Annotated in this window: 14 protein-coding genes; 4 read left to right on the top strand and 10 right to left on the bottom strand. The window is 66.9% G+C overall.

The features are described from left to right. Nucleotides 1–24: 24 nt before the first annotated feature. Nucleotides 25–507: an Lrp/AsnC family transcriptional regulator gene (locus AC07UW_RS11730; RefSeq protein WP_025875473.1), complete on the bottom strand. Its 483-nt coding sequence runs from the start codon at nt 505–507 to the stop codon at nt 25–27. A gap of 125 nt (nt 508–632) precedes the next feature. On the opposite strand from AC07UW_RS11730, the gene phhA reads away from it, so the two are divergent. Together phhA and AC07UW_RS11720 are read left to right on the top strand one after the other, a co-directional pair. Next, nucleotides 633–1,526: a phenylalanine 4-monooxygenase gene (gene phhA / locus AC07UW_RS11725; RefSeq protein WP_336022994.1), complete on the top strand. Its 894-nt coding sequence runs from the start codon at nt 633–635 to the stop codon at nt 1,524–1,526. Nucleotides 1,527–1,617: 91 nt separating this feature from the next. After that, the gene (locus AC07UW_RS11720; protein WP_336022992.1) at nt 1,618–2,268 is read left to right on the top strand and encodes a DMP19 family protein; all 651 of its coding nucleotides are present in this window, start codon (nt 1,618–1,620) and stop codon (nt 2,266–2,268) included. Between the two features lie 25 nt (nt 2,269–2,293). Here the strand turns inward: AC07UW_RS11720 and AC07UW_RS11715 are convergent, their stop codons facing one another. From AC07UW_RS11715 to AC07UW_RS11675, 9 genes are all read right to left on the bottom strand, one after another. Next, the gene (locus AC07UW_RS11715) at nt 2,294–3,394 is read right to left on the bottom strand and encodes a GDSL-type esterase/lipase family protein (protein WP_223497543.1); all 1,101 of its coding nucleotides are present in this window, start codon (nt 3,392–3,394) and stop codon (nt 2,294–2,296) included. Nucleotides 3,395–3,496: 102 nt separating this feature from the next. Next, the gene (gene kduD, locus AC07UW_RS11710; protein WP_312109515.1) at nt 3,497–4,252 is read right to left on the bottom strand and encodes a 2-dehydro-3-deoxy-D-gluconate 5-dehydrogenase KduD; all 756 of its coding nucleotides are present in this window, start codon (nt 4,250–4,252) and stop codon (nt 3,497–3,499) included. Nucleotides 4,253–4,334: 82 nt separating this feature from the next. After that, nucleotides 4,335–5,183 (bottom strand): 5-dehydro-4-deoxy-D-glucuronate isomerase, encoded by an 849-nt coding sequence (gene kduI / locus AC07UW_RS11705; protein WP_032978442.1) that lies wholly within the window; start codon nt 5,181–5,183, stop codon nt 4,335–4,337. A gap of 243 nt (nt 5,184–5,426) precedes the next feature. Beyond that, nucleotides 5,427–6,485, bottom strand: coding sequence for a LacI family DNA-binding transcriptional regulator (locus AC07UW_RS11700; RefSeq protein WP_025875485.1), 1,059 nt, complete (start codon nt 6,483–6,485; stop codon nt 5,427–5,429). Nucleotides 6,486–6,523: 38 nt separating this feature from the next. Continuing rightward, a complete protein-coding gene (locus AC07UW_RS11695; RefSeq protein WP_442244269.1) occupies nt 6,524–8,113 on the bottom strand; it encodes a family 43 glycosylhydrolase in 1,590 nt (529 codons plus the stop codon). 17 nt (nt 8,114–8,130) lie between these two features. Next, on the bottom strand, nt 8,131–9,414 hold the full coding sequence (locus tag AC07UW_RS11690; RefSeq protein WP_025875489.1) for a TRAP transporter large permease: 1,284 nt from the start codon (nt 9,412–9,414) through the stop codon (nt 8,131–8,133). Between the two features lie 3 nt (nt 9,415–9,417). Further along, nucleotides 9,418–9,951: a TRAP transporter small permease gene (locus tag AC07UW_RS11685; protein ID WP_363734150.1), complete on the bottom strand. Its 534-nt coding sequence runs from the start codon at nt 9,949–9,951 to the stop codon at nt 9,418–9,420. Nucleotides 9,952–9,961: 10 nt separating this feature from the next. Beyond that, the gene (locus AC07UW_RS11680) at nt 9,962–10,966 is read right to left on the bottom strand and encodes a TRAP transporter substrate-binding protein (RefSeq protein WP_025875493.1); all 1,005 of its coding nucleotides are present in this window, start codon (nt 10,964–10,966) and stop codon (nt 9,962–9,964) included. Nucleotides 10,967–11,005: 39 nt separating this feature from the next. Further along, nucleotides 11,006–11,833, bottom strand: a complete 828-nt coding sequence (locus AC07UW_RS11675) for a 2-keto-4-pentenoate hydratase (protein WP_425541531.1) — start codon at nt 11,831–11,833, stop codon at nt 11,006–11,008. A gap of 175 nt (nt 11,834–12,008) precedes the next feature. Here AC07UW_RS11675 and AC07UW_RS11670 point away from each other — a divergent pair, with 175 nt between their 5' ends. Together AC07UW_RS11670 and AC07UW_RS11665 are read left to right on the top strand one after the other, a co-directional pair. Continuing rightward, nucleotides 12,009–12,974 (top strand): alpha/beta hydrolase, encoded by a 966-nt coding sequence (locus tag AC07UW_RS11670; RefSeq protein WP_495212196.1) that lies wholly within the window; start codon nt 12,009–12,011, stop codon nt 12,972–12,974. Further along, a complete protein-coding gene (locus AC07UW_RS11665; RefSeq protein ID WP_495212104.1) occupies nt 12,971–14,593 on the top strand; it encodes a carboxylesterase/lipase family protein in 1,623 nt (540 codons plus the stop codon). Before AC07UW_RS11670 ends, AC07UW_RS11665 begins: the two co-directional genes overlap by 4 nt. Nucleotides 14,594–14,602 lie beyond the last annotated feature (9 nt).

Below are 14,602 nucleotides of genomic sequence, written 5' to 3'. Positions count from 1 at the left end.
CCGTCAAATCGCCCGGCAGCCGGTTCATTCCAACTGCGACAACGGCAATGCCTGGAAACCCTTCACCGTGCGCAGCACGAAGCTGGAATTGGCATCGGCCACGCCACCGGCGTTGAGCAGTCTGTCCAGCAGGAAACGCGAGAAGTGCTCCAGATCGCGCACATACACATGCAGCAGATAGTCCATGTCGCCGGTCAGGGCGTGGCAGGCCACCACTTCATCCCAGGCCTGCACGCTGTCGACGAAGTGCCCGATCGCGGCCTGGTCATGCTTTTCCAGCTGCACGCGCACGAAGGCCTGCAGCCCCAGCCCAAGCCGGCGCGGCTCCAGCCGGGCGCCGTAGCCGACAATCACCCCTTCGCTTTCCAGCCGCTGCAGGCGACGCAGGCAGGCCGACGGCGACAGGTTCACCCGCGTCGCCAGCTCCGCGTTGGTGGCGCGACCATCACGCTGGATTTCGGCCAGCAGACGTATATCCGTGCGATCGAACTGGACTTCTCCGGCCATTGTTGCCCCGCAACATGGTGAGTACGCAAGGATATTGCGCCAACAAGGTCAATCCGCGCAACTTTTGCAACCCTGTTGCGCGCCCCCTGCCCTAGCATCGTGGGTATCTCGTCAAGGAGTCTTCCATGGACCTCGCCCAGCCCCGCCGCGTCGAACACCAGCAGACCGACAAGGGCTACGTGCCGGTGTACACCACCGCGCTCGTCGAGCAGCCGTGGGACACCTATACCGCCGACGACCACGCCACCTGGAGCACGCTGTACCAGCGCCAGCGCGAACTGCTGGTCGGCCGCGCCTGCCAGGAGTTCCTGGATGCGCAGGACGAGATGGGCATGAGCGCGCACATGATCCCGCGCTTCGACCAGCTCAATGAAGTGCTGGGCGCGGCCACCGGCTGGACCCTGGTCGGCGTGGAAGGCCTGCTGCCGGAACTGGATTTCTTCGACCACCTGGCCAACCGCCGCTTCCCGGTGACGTGGTGGATCCGCCGCCCCGACCAGATCGACTACATCGCCGAACCGGACCTGTTCCACGACCTGTTCGGCCACGTGCCGCTGCTGATGAACCCGGTGTTCGCCAACTACATGGAGGCCTACGGCCGCGGCGGCGTCAAAGCACATGCGATCGGCCCGGAGGCACTGCAGAACCTGACCCGCCTGTACTGGTACACGGTGGAGTTCGGCCTGATCGACACGCCCGAAGGCATGCGCATCTACGGTGCCGGCATCGTCTCGTCGAAGGGTGAATCGCTGTACTCGCTTGAGTCCGCCGCACCGAACCGCATCGGTTTCGACCTGCAGCGGATCATGCGTACGAAGTACCGCATCGACACCTTCCAGAAGACCTACTTCGTCATCGACAGCTTCGAGCAGCTGATGCAGGCGACGTCGCCGGACTTCACCCCGATCTATGCCGCGCTGGCCGACCAGGCGCACCTGCCGGCGGGCGATGTGCAGGCCGACGACCGCGTGTTTCAGGCCGGCACGGGCGAGGGCTGGGCGGACGGCGGCGATGTGTGAGGCGACAGCCGAGGTCCGGCTAAACTTCAAAAGCGTCTGCAGCTTTTGAAGATTAGGGGGCCAATCCTGGGTCTCCGCTATCCTGCACGGCATGACTGATGTATTTGCCACCCTGCGCGTGACCGACGTCGCCTTCAACGACGATTTCATCCTGCTGACCCTGGCCGACGGCCGCCGCACCCGGCAGCCGTTGCGCTGGGCGCCTGCGCTGTTCGAGGCCACGGCTGAACAGCGCGCGCAATGGGTGCTCACGACCGATGGGCTGGGCGTGAACTGGCCGGCGCTGCTGCCGGCGCAGGAACGCGGCTTGGTCGATGTTCCGAACCAGGTATGGGATGACCGCTATGAAGCCGCGCTGGCGCGACTGAAGGCGGCCGCATGGTCGCTCGATGCGCTGTCCGATGAAGACCAGCAGCTGGTGGCGCTGTGGCGGATGGAAGCGGACATCAACAACGGCGGCTTCATGCAGTTCCTGTGCAACTGGGGCGACCCGACCTGCCAGCTGGCGCTGCGCGCATTGCAGGCGATGGGGGCAGTGCAGACGCACGCGATCCTGGCCGGCATGCGCGGGCTGCTCGATCGACTGGAAGATGATCCTGCGATCAAGGAACTGACCGACTTGTACGGCGCGATGACCGAACAGGAGCAGGAGGCGCTGCATGCCTTCGACGAAGCCTACTTCGAGCGTCCCGAAGATCTGGCGCGGCTTGGCCTGCAGCAATTCGGTCCTGAGCCCTTGTAGCGCCGAGCCATGCTCGGCTGCTTTTTCAGTTACGCGGATACGCCAACAGCACCACCAGATCCTCTTCGCCCACCTGCTGCAGCGCATGGCTGCTGCCCTTGCGCGTCAGCAACGCATGCCCCGCACGCACGTCGTGCTGTTTTCCATCCAGCACATAGCTGCCCTGCCCGCTCACGATGTAGTAGATCTCATCCTTGTGCTGCGGATGCAGGCCGATGCCCGCGCCTTTGTGCAGCACCCGCTTGCGCAGCACGAACGGCAGGCCCTGCGCATCGGCGAAGAACGGGTACGCCGTGGTCGGCCCGGCGCCGCCATGCGGGCCCGGCTGTGCGCGCGCCAGCGTGTCTTCGTGCACCACCTGTGAGGCACGCGCAGGATCGCCGCCCTGCCCCACCCCCATAACGTCGCAGTCGATATCGCGCACCAGTGCAGGCTGCAGCGCCGGCAGAACCTGCACCGCCTCGCGCAGCACCAGGCACGCCACCGCGTTGGCACCGGCTACGCTGAAGTGGGTGCCGTCGGCCTTGTGCTGTTCCGGCACGAACAGGAAGTACGGGCGTGCACCCTGCTCGCCCAGCGCCCGGATCCAGCGCATGCTGCGGTCGTTGAGGTCGATCAGTGCAACGTGCTCGCGTGTGGCCAGCTGCTGCATCGCCAACGTGTAACGCGCGTGCGTATCCAGCAGCGAACCGAAGTCGTACAGCAGCCGTGCCACCGGCGTGACCAGCACCGGCGTGGCACCGTGGTCACGCGCCACCTGCACGTAGCGCATCAGCATCCGCGGGTAATCACTGTCCGGATCGGTGTAGCGTGTGCGGTCTTCGAACTTCGCATCGTTGTGGCCGAACTGGATCAGCAGCACATCGCCACGACGCAGTTCGCGCCCAATGGCATCCAGGCGTCCTTCGTCGATGAAGCTGCGCGTGCTGCGCCCACCCTTGGCGTGGTTTCGCACTTCGAAGCGCGCCGGATCCAGGTAGCTCTGCAGCGCTTGGCCCCACCCCGCCTGCGGCGCACGCTCGGGCCCGTATTCGGCCGCAGTGGAGTCACCGGCAATGAACAATCGCACCGGCGCCGCATGCGCGGCGGCGCTCGACAGCAGCAACAGCAACAACAGTTTCCGCATGGCCGGGCCCTGGTAGTGCCGGCCGCTGGCCGGCAACCTCATGGATGCGTTGCACATCGGTGGAAATGCCGGCCAGTGGCCGGCACTACCGAAAGCCAAGCATTACCGCGCCAGCCAGCCACCATCGACCGGCAGCACCGCACCGTTGATGTAATCCGACGCCGACGAGGCCAGGAACACTGCCGCACCAGCCAGATCTTCGGGCTTGCCCCAGCGGCCGGCCGGAATGCGCTCAAGGATCGCCTTGTTGCGGTCTGCATCGGCGCGCAGCGCGGCGGTGTTGTCGGTGGCCATGTAGCCCGGCGCAATGGCGTTGATGTTCACGCCCTTGCCCGCCCACTCGTTGGCCAGCAGGCGGGTGATGCCGGCGATGCCGCTCTTGCTGGCGGTGTACGACGGTACGCGGATGCCGCCCTGGAACGACAGCATCGAGGCGATGTTGATGATCTTGCCGCTGCCCTGGGCGATGAAGTGGCGGCCGGCAGCCTGCGAGATGAAGAAGGCCGACTTGATGTTGACGTTCATCACGTCGTCCCAGTCCTGCTCGCTGAAGTCCACGGCGTCGGCGCGGCGGATCAGGCCGGCGTTGTTGACCAGGATGTCCAGCCCGCCCAGGCCTTCGAGCGTTTCGCGCACCACGCGCTCGACCGGCTCGATGCTGATCAGGTTGGCTTCCACCGCCAGGCAGCGGCGGCCCAGCGCGGTGATCTTCTCGATGGTTTCGGTGGGCGGGGCGATGCCGGCCACGGCGACATCGGCGCCTGCGGCAGCCAGCGCCACCGCGATGCCCTGGCCCAGGCCGGTATTGCCACCGGTTACCAGAGCGACTTTTCCTTCCAGGCTGAAGGGATTGGTCATTGCGTATGCGTTCCTTGGTAGAGGCGTGCGTGATGCGGGGCAGGTGGCCACCGGCACGGCGTGCGCGGTGGCCGCCCGGCGCTTACTTGAGCTGGCAGATGTCCAGCACGTGCATGTCGGTGTAATCCAGGTTCTCGCCACCCATCGCCCAGATGAAGGCGTAGTTGCTGGTGCCGGCGCCCATGTGGATCGACCACGGCGGCGACACCACCGCTTCGTTGTTCTGGATGACGATGTGGCGCTGTGCGTCCGGCTCGCCCATGAAGTGATAGACGCGGTCGCTGTCGCCCAGGTCGAAGTAGAAATAGACCTCGCTGCGGCGGTCGTGCAGGTGCGGCGGCATGGTGTTCCAGACGCTGCCCGGCTTGAGCACGGTCAGGCCCAGCAGCAGCTGCGAGGACTGGCAGGTGGCCGGCACGATGTACTGGTAGATGGTGCGCTCGTTGCTGGTTTCCAGCGCGCCGCGATCCAGTGCCACCGCGTCCTTGATCGACAGCTGCTTGGTTTCAAAGCGCGCATGCGCCGGGGTCGAGGCCAGGTAGAACTGCGCCGGGTTGGCGGCGTCCTGCGAAGCGAAGACGACGTCCTTGCTGCCCATCGCCACGTACAGGCCATCCTTCGGCCCCAGCGTGTACACGGTGCCATCGACGGTGACCGTACCGGTGCCGCTGCCGACGTTGATGATGCCCAGCTCGCGACGCTCCAGGAACGGATGGCCAGCGGCCGACGCCGGTTCGGTCTGCGCCGGCAGCGACAGCGGGCCGTTGACCGGCGCCGCACCGCCCAGCACGAAGCGCTCGTAGTGGGTGTACTTCAGGGTCACCGCATCGGCGTTGAACAGGCCATCGAGCAGGTACAGCTCGCGCAGCTGATCGTTGCTGGCGCCCTTGATGGCGTCGGGATGGGTGGCGTAATGGGTCTTGCAGTACATGGCTTCTCCAGAGCAGGGGGCGGGCCGATGGTTCGGCCCCGGCACGGTTCGCGGTCGATTCTAGCCAGACAGGAAACCGGTGTCATTTTGCGCTGCACGATGGTGGTTGGACGGCATCGGCAGGTGCGATCGATGGGGGGAGGGGCGGATGGAGTGTCACGAGCGTTGGTCGTGACCTACCGGACTGATCCGTGAAGGTGTCACGACCAACGGTCGTGACCTACAGGACTGATTCCTGTGGAATCAGTCCTCGGGCGGTTGGCAGGAATCGCGCACGATCAGGTGCGGGCGCACGCTGGCGATCTGCAGCGCAGGCTGGCCTTCGGGCTGGATCAGCATGGCCGCAGCGGTGCGGCCGGTGTCGCGGGTATGCCGGCGCACCGAGGTCAGCGACGGCCACAGACGCGAAGCCAGCGGGCTGTCGTCGTAACCGACGATCGACAGCTGGCGCGGAATGTTGATGCCCGCACGCAGCGCGACCTTGTAGATGCCGGCGGCCATTTCATCGTTGCCGGTGAAGATGGCGGTGGGCCGGCGCTTGCCCAGCAGCAGTTTCTCGGCGGCGGCCACACCCGATTCGAAGGTGTAGCCGGCCTCGATGATGCGATCCTTCGGCAGCTCGATGCCACGCTGCGACAGCGCCTCGATGAAGCCGGCGGTGCGTTCGTGCGCCGAGCGGTATGCACTCGGGCCGGTCACCAGGGCGATGTCACGGTGGCCCAGCGAAAGCAGGTAGTCGGCCGCTTCGGCGGCACCGTCGCGGTCGTGGGTGACCACCATCTGCGAGGTTTCATCCAGCGGCAGCGCAGCCACGCGGGTGAAGCGGCAGCCGATCTCGTCCAGCATGTCCGCCAGCGCCTGGTCTTCGGACGCACGCGGCACCAGGATCACCCCATGCAGCTTCTGCTGCTGGGCGAAGCGGCGCACGCCGTCGATGTAGCCCGGGCTGCGGCTGTCGCAGGGGTGCACCACCAGTTCGAAGCTGGAGCCACGCAGCGCATCCAGCGCGCCGTACTGCATGTCCACGATGTACTGCGCGGTGGGGTTGTCGTAGACCATGCCGATCAGGAACGAGCGGCGGAAGGCCAGGCCACGGGCCAGCGGGTCGGGGGTGTAGCCGACTTCGCGCATCAACGCTTCCACCTTGTCGCGCGTGTCCTTGCGCACCAGCGGCGAGTTGTTGATGATCCTTGAAACCGTTTTCTTGGATACACCCGACAGTCGCGCGATGTCGTTGATCGTGGCTGCCTTGCCCTTTGCCAATGCCGGCGTAGCGGCATCGTTCTTGTTGCGCACTGACATGTAGTGAACCCGATAAGCCTGGGGATTCCAGCGCGCGCTCAGTCCAGCGCGCGATAGCGAAAGCTGCGGAAGGTTACCGCACCGTTGCCGGCCGCATACAGGGCCGGTTTCAGTGCCAGGAACTTGCCGGCCACATTGTGATGGTAACCGGACACTTCCATCTGAACCGGATACTTCTGCCAGGTCTGGCCATCGGCACTGGAATGGATGGTGACGATGTGGCGGTTGTTGGTCACCCGCAGCCAGAGCCGGCCGCCCTTGGCGCTGGCCGCCAGCCGGGTGGGGCGCTCCTCGCCGTAGCGGTGCATGACGAACTGCTCGCCGTTGCTGCCCACGCCCACATACAGGCGGTCGCTGTAGAACAGCAGGGCACCGCCCACCGCGCCGGGGGCGATCTCCATCTGCACCTCGAACTGGTAGGCCGGGTCACCGGCAATGGTGGTCAGCGGCGAGGCATCGCGCGGCGTGCTGCCCTTGCCCTGCAGCACCAGGCCGTCGCCGCTGAAGTGCAGGCGCCGGTATTCATCCAGCGCCGGGTTGAAGAACGCCCACTGCGGGCCCAGCGTACGGCCGGTGAAAGCATCGGACAGGGCCATGCCGTGCGGTGCCAGCGCGCTGCCCGATGGCTTGCGCAGCGGCTGCCCGAGATCGCCGCCCTTGGCCACGAACCAGCCATCGGCGGTCCATTCGATGGGTTCCAGCAGCGCCTGGCGGCCCAGCGTCCAGAAGCCGTTCTCGTAGCCGTGGTACATCATCCACCAGCGGCCATCGGTGCCTTCGATCACCGTGGCGTGGCCACGCGACCACCATGGTTCAGCGGCCGACCGGGTGCGCATGATCGGGTTGTTCGGCGCGTTCACCCACGGGCCGTGGATCGAGCGCGAGCGGGCGGTGATCACCATGTGCCCGGTCGGTGGGCCGGCGGTGCCGCCCACTGCGGTGGTCATGTAGTACCAGCCATCGCGGAAGTGGATCTTCGGGCCTTCCTGCGCGTAGGCCTCCACGTCCCAGCTTTCCGGGTAGCGCCAGCCGTCGTACACATGCTTGGGCGTACCCACCACGCTCAGGCCGTCATCGGCCAGCTGCACGTAGTCGCCGCCGCTGAGGAACAGGTAGCGCTTGCCGTCCTCGCCAACCGCGTGGCCGGGGTCGATGTAGCCGCCCAGGCCGATGTCGATCGGCGCACTCCACGGGCCCTTGATGTCATCTGCCCAGACCACGAAGTTGCTGCGGCGCTCACCGGTGCGCGCCGGGAAGTAGATGAAGTAGCGGCCCTGGTGCTTGACGATGTCCGGCGCCCAGATCGCACCGACGTTCTGCGTGATCGCATGGCCGAGCGGCTGCCAGTTGACCAGGTCGCGCGAGTGCCAGATCGGCAGGCCAGGATAGGCGTCGAACGAAGACAGGGTGAGGTAGTAATCCTCGCCGTCCTTCAGCACCGACGGATCGGGCCTGTCACCGGCCAGCACCGGGTTGAGGAAGGTACCGTTGCCAAGGTCGCCCTGGCGCTGGTGCTCGATGCCGCGCTTCCACTGCGCGGGCGCGGGGTCGGCAGCCAGGGCAGGCAACGCGGCCAGCAGCAGGCCGAGCAGGGCGGTTGCAGCAGCGCGGTGCAGCGTCGATGTCATGTGATCGCCTCCGCTCATCAGGCGCGCAGCGCGGCGGGCAGCCACAGCGACAGCGACGGGAAGAAGGTGACGATCAGCAGCACGCCCAGCGCGGCGAACCAGAACGGCCAGATCGTGCGCATGCTCTGGCCGACGCTGATCTTGCCGATGGCGGTACCGATGAACAGCACCGAGCCCACCGGCGGCGTGACCAGGCCGAGGCCACCGGTCAGCACCAGCACCAGGCCGAAGTGGATCGGATCGATGCCATAGGCCTTGGCCACCGGCAGGAAGATCGGCGTGCAGATCAGGATCATCGGTGCCAGGTCCATGAAGGTGCCCAGCAGCAGCAGCATCACCACGATCATCAGCAGCACCATGAACTGGCTGTGCGCGAACGACTGCAGGAAGTCCACCGCCGCCGCAGGCACCTGCAGGTAGGCCAGCAGCCATCCGAACACCGCCGCGGTGGCGATCACGAACAGGATCACGCCGGTGCTGCGCGCGGCATGGATGACGGTGTCGAAGAACTCGCGCCAGCGCAGCTGCCGGTACAGCACGGTGGTGACCAGCAGGGCGTAGACCACGGCGATGGCCGCGCTTTCCACCGCAGTGAAGATGCCGGCGCGGATACCCACGAAGATCAGCGCCACCAGGCCCAGGCCGGGCAGGGCAGAGACGATGCGCAGCAGTACCGCGCGCCAGCCCGGGAACACTTCCACGCCATAGCCACGGCGACGCGCGACCACGTAGCCGGTGATCATCAACGCCAGGGTCATCAGCAGCGCCGGCACGATGCCGGCGGCGAACAGGTCGGCGATCGACAGGCCACCACCGGCCGCAGCCGAGAACAGGATCAGGTTGTGCGACGGCGGCACCAGCAGCGCCACCAGCGCAGCGGTGATGCTGACGTTGACCGCGAAATCGCGGTCGTAGCCACGCTTGACCATCTGCGGAATCATCGTGCCGCCCACCGCCGACACATCGGCGATGGCCGAGCCGGATACACCGCCGAAGAACAGCGAGGACAGGATCGAGACCTGGCCCAGGCCGCCGCGCATGCGCCCGACCAGCGATGACGCCAGGGCGATCAGGCGTTCGGAGATGCCGCCGCGCATCATGATCTCGCCAGCGAAGATGAACAGTGGAATGGCGATCAGCGAGGCCGAACCGGTACCTGCGGAGATCTGCTGGACCAGCACGATGCTGGGAATGTCCAGGTAGAGCAGGGTGGCCAGCGCGGCGGCGGCCAGCGCGTAGGCCACCGGCACGCCCAACAGCAGCAGCGCGGCAAAAACAGAGAACAGGATGGTGATGCCCATGGATCAACGATCTCCTTCAGCGTCGTCGGCATCGGCTGCCGTGGCATGCAGCGCTTTCCACGCACGGTTCAGCGCGAACAACAGCATCAGCGCACCGCCCACGGCCAGCGGCAGGTAGTTGATGCTCTGCGGCAGGTTGGCGCCTGCGGTCTTGATGTCCATTCCATCGAGCAGCAGGTCGGCCGACCAGAACGCGATGAAGCCGCCCAGCACGGCCACCACCAGCTGGGTGAACACATCCACCACCCGACGCAAGCCGGCGCCCATGTAGGCGTGCAGCAGGAAGAAGCCGAAGTGGCGATTGGTATGCACGCCGCAGGCCGCGCCCAGGCTCATTGCGGTGGCCAGCAGCAGCAGGGTCACCGGCTCGGTCCAGCTGGGCGAATCGTTGATCACGTAGCGGGCGAACACCTGCCAGCCCTGCACCACCACCAGCCCCAGCAGCGCGGCCACGGCGACATGGATGGCGATGTCGGCGATGCGGTCCAGCAGGCGTTGGCCGGGGCCGGATCCGGTGGAAATCGTCGTCTCGGTCATGGCAGTGTCCTCAGGCGGCGGCACGGATGCGGGCGACCAGCGCAGCCAGCTCGGGTTGCTGCAGGTACTGCTGCAGCAGCGGCTGGGCGGCGGCGCGGAAGGCGGGCAGGTCCACCTCGTTGGCTTTCACGCCCGAGGCCAGCACCGCGCGGCGCGCGGCATCTTCGGACGCATCCCATTGCTCGCGCATCACCTTCACCGAGGCGCGCGCGGTCTCCAGCAGCAGCTGGCGGTCGGCCGGCTGCAGGCGCTCGAAACTGGCGCGCGACATCAACAGAACGTCCGGCGCATACGAGTGATCGCTCTGCGACCAGTAGTGCGCGGCCTCGAAGTGGCGGCTGGAGTGGAAGCTGCGCATGTTGTTCTCGGCGCCATCGATCATGTGCGTCTCCATGCCGGAGAACGTATCGCCCAGCGACATCGGCGTCGGGTTGGCGCCGAGCAGGCGCATCAGCTGGATGAAGATGTCCGAGGACGCCACACGCAGTTTCAGCCCATGCAGATCACCGGGCTGCACGATCGGATGCTTGGTGTTGTAGAAGCAGCGTGCGCCGGAGTCATAGATGGCCAGGCCGACCAGGTCGCGGCTCTCGAAACCACGCAGCACCGCATCGGCAATGCCGCCATCCAGTGCGGCGCGCTGGTGCGCCACCGACTCGAACACGTACGGCAGGCACAGCGCCTGGGTGAGCGGGAAGGCGTTGTTCAATGCACCGGCATACACGCGGGTGATGTCGATGGCACCGAAACGGGCCATGTCGATCGCTTCCGATTCGCGACCGAGCTGGCCGGAATGGTATTGCCGCAGGCGCAGGCGACCGTTGCTTTCGCGCTGCAGGGTTTCGCCGATCCACTTCACCGCGGTCACGGTGGGATAGTCGGCCACGTGCACGTCGGTGGCCGTCAGCAGCTGGCCGCCGTCAATGGCATCGGCGGGCCCACGGCCACAGGCCGCGAGCATCGGAGTGGCCAGCGCAGCAGCGCCGCCGGCCAGGAAATGTCGTCGTGTGATCATCTGCGCCCTCCCGCGCGTGTTCACCGGATCGTGCGGCGGTTACCCGGCCGGCACGGCCCTGCAGGCAATTTCGCCGAAGCCGGCAAACCGCACCAGCGCCGTCTGCCCCACGGTGATGTCATGGATGCCGGTGGCGTTGCCGGTGGCGATCAGGTCGCCCCGTCGCAACGGCCGGCCGCGCAGCGCCGAACGGGACAACGCGAACGCATACGCCGCGCGCAGGCCGCCGGGCAGCCGGGTGGCACCACCCGTGCCGACCACCTCGCCCTCGATCAGGGTTTCGGCGCGCAGGTCGGTTTCGTCGCGGGCGGTCCAATCGGCAATCTCCGGCCCCAGCACCAGGCCGTTGTTGTTGCCGAAGTCGGACACCACCACGCGCGGGCCGAGTTCGTTGATCGTCGCCAGCGGGCTGCTGGCCACTTCCACGCCGATGTAAAGGCGCGCCGGCAGCGCTTCAGCCTGCTCGGGGGTCCAGTGCAGCTGTGAGGCAGGAGCGTCCTCCAACAGCTCCAGCACGTACTCCGCCTCGACCGCGCCGAAGCCGCCGACGAACACCGGAATGTCCACTGTTCCACCGGTAGCATTTTTCAGCTGACGCGAGAAAACCGGGCCCAGCAGGCGGTCGTCCCCGGACGCATCGCGACGCTCGGCGGCGATGTAGCCGACCTTCCAGCCCACCACCTGGTCATCCCAGCTGGCAATGGCCAGATCCTGCACCTGGTAAGCAGCCACCAGGTCAGGCGGGACAAGGCCCGGGAAGCCGGGCAGGGCCTGGCCGCCGCGGCGCGCGGTGGTGAAAGCGTGGGCGATCGCGGCCGCATCGTCCGGCGCCGGCGTCTGCCCATGTATGCCGTGTTCGTTGCTCAAGAACGGTCTCCCTCTGGCGTTGTTGCACTGCCCATCGACAGCGTCTGCAGGAGGTGTATATGGTAAACCGGTGTCATCGTGCAAGCCGCAGCGCATCACGAGCGCTTGCCGGTGACCTCGGCCACTCTGTTGTCTCCCCGTTGGAGCCCTTTCCACCATGCGTTTTTCCCGTGTGCTGTTGTTGCTGTCAGGCCTGCTGCTGACCGTCTCCGCATCCGCGGCCGATGTGCCGTTGCGCGCAGGCGAACACCTGGGCCGGGAGCTTGCCGGCGAGCAGTTGCCGCTGTGGCCGGCGGGGCAGGTCCCCGGTGAAACGGGCACGGCGCGGCCGGCGCGCGTGGTCGAGCGCAGCGATGATCCGGCCCACCCCGATCGCTTCATCGACCAGGTCGATGCGCCCTACCTGCTGGTGCACACGCCCGCCCGTGCCAACGGCCGCGCGCTGCTGGTGATTCCCGGTGGCGGCTACCAGCGCGTGGTGATCGACAAGGAGGACAGCGCGCTGGTGCCGGAGTGGGTGGACCGTGCCGGCTACACCCTGTTCGTGCTGCGCTACCGCCTGCCGCAGGCCGGCCGCGACCGCCAGGCGGCACTGGCCGACGCGCAGCGCGCACTGCGCGTGGTGCGCGACCAGGCCGCACGGCGCAGGCTGGATGCCGACAGCGTGTCGGTGATGGGCTTCTCCGCCGGCGGCCATGTGGCCGCACGGCTGGCCACCGGTTTCGATGCGCCGCTCTACCCGCCACGCGATGCCATCGATCGCCTCAGCGCGCGTCCCGCACGCGCGGTGCTGGTGTATCCCGTGATCGACATGGGCGCGCATGCACACAGCGGCTCACGCGGACGTCTGCTGGGCGAGCAGCCCGACGCGGTGTTGGCCGCGCAGTATTCGATGCAGCAGCACGTACGCGCGGACATGCCGCCGACGCTGCTGATCCATGCCAACGATGATCGGGTGGTCAACGTGCACAACAGCGAGGTGATGGCGCAGGCACTGGCCAAGGCGGGTGTCGAACACGAGCTGCATCTGTTCGCACATGGCGGCCATGGCTTCGGCATGCGCATGCCGCCTGATTCAACGCTGGCCGTGTGGCCGCTGCTGGCACAACGCTGGCTGCAGGCGACGGAGGCGGCACATTGAACCAAGGGCATGTCAACCTGCAGCGCCGCCGTTTCCTGCGCGACAGTGCACGCTGGGCGCTGGCCACGGCCACCCTCGCAGCGCTTCCTGCCTCCGCGGTGCCTGGGCCACGTGATGACACACAGGTGGTGGCACGCCTGCGTGGCGGCCGCGTGCGTGGCCAGCGCGAGCACGGCGTGCACGTGTTCCGTGGTCTGCGTTATGGCGCTGACACCTCCGCCTACCGTTTCCAGCCGCCACGGCGCGAGACGGGCTGGCGTGGTATCGCCGACGCCCTGGAATACGCCGCATCTGCGCCACAGAGCGGAGCGGACGGGCCGGGCAGCGAAGATTGCCTGTTCCTCAACGTCTGGACGCCGGCACTGGGCGACGGCGGCAAGCGGCCGATCCTGGTCTACATCCATGGCGGTGGCTTCAACAATGGCTCTGGCAGCGATCCGCTGTACGACGGCAGCGCATTGTGCAGACGCGGCGACGTGGTGGTGGTCACCGTCAATCATCGCCTGAACACCTTCGGCTACCTGTACCTGGGCGCGCTCGGCGATCCGCGCTATGCGGCCTCCGGCAACGTCGGCCAGCTCGACCTGGTGCAGGCGCTGCAGTGGGTGCGCGAGCATGCGGCGGTGTTCGGCGGCGACGCCGGCAACATCACCGTGTTCGGGCAATCCGGTGGCGGCGCCAAGATCGCCACACTGATGGCGATGCCCGCAGCGAAAGGCCTGTTCCAGCACGCGTGGACGATGAGCGGGCAGCAGGTGACCGCCGCCGGTCCACGTGCGGCGGCGCAACGGGCTTCGATTGCGATGGAAGCCGTGGACGCGCGCGACCTGCAGGCGTTGCTGCGACTGCCGGCGGCCGAGCTGCTGGCCGCCACCCGCGCACGCGATCCCTCGCGAGTGGAAAGCAGCGCGCTGTACTTCGGCCCGGTACTGGATGAGGTGGTGCTGCCGGTGCACCCGTTCTGGCCACAGGCACCGGCACAGTCCGCGTCGATTCCGATGGTGATCGGCAACACCCGCGATGAGACGCGCGCGTTCCTTGGCAACGACCCGGCCAACTTCACGCTGACCTGGGAGGATCTGCCGGCGCAGCTGGAGAAACAGCAGTTCGTCGATCTGCTGCCCTCGGTGGTGATCGCAGAGTATCGACGCCTGTATCCGCACTACACGCCCTCAGAGGTGTTCTTCGCGGCCACCACCGCCGGCCGCTCGTGGCGTGGTGCGGTGGAGGAACTGGAAGCACGCGCTCGGCAGGCAACCGGGGCCGCACCCACCTGGGCCTACCAGCTCGATTGGCCATCACCGGTGGAAGACGGACGCCTGCGTGCCTTCCATACGCTGGATATTCCGCTGGTGTTCGACAACGCCGGCCTGCCGGGCGCGCGTACCGGCGGTGGTGAAGACGCCCGAGCACTCGCAGCGACGATGAGCGATGCGCTGATCGCCTTTGCGCGTACCGGCGATCCCAATCACGCGGGAATGTCGCAATGGGCTCCCTATGGCGTGCCACAACGGCAGACGATGGTGTTCGATCGGCACAGCCGCGTGGTTGATGATCCACGTGCCGGCGAGCGTGCGCTCTATGCAAAAGTGCCGTTCGTGCAGCGCGGCACGCAGTGATGACACCGC

It is taken from the genome of Stenotrophomonas sp. GW821-FHT02D01 (assembly GCF_059421765.1).
This window is presented reverse-complemented; position numbering and strand designations above follow the sequence as displayed.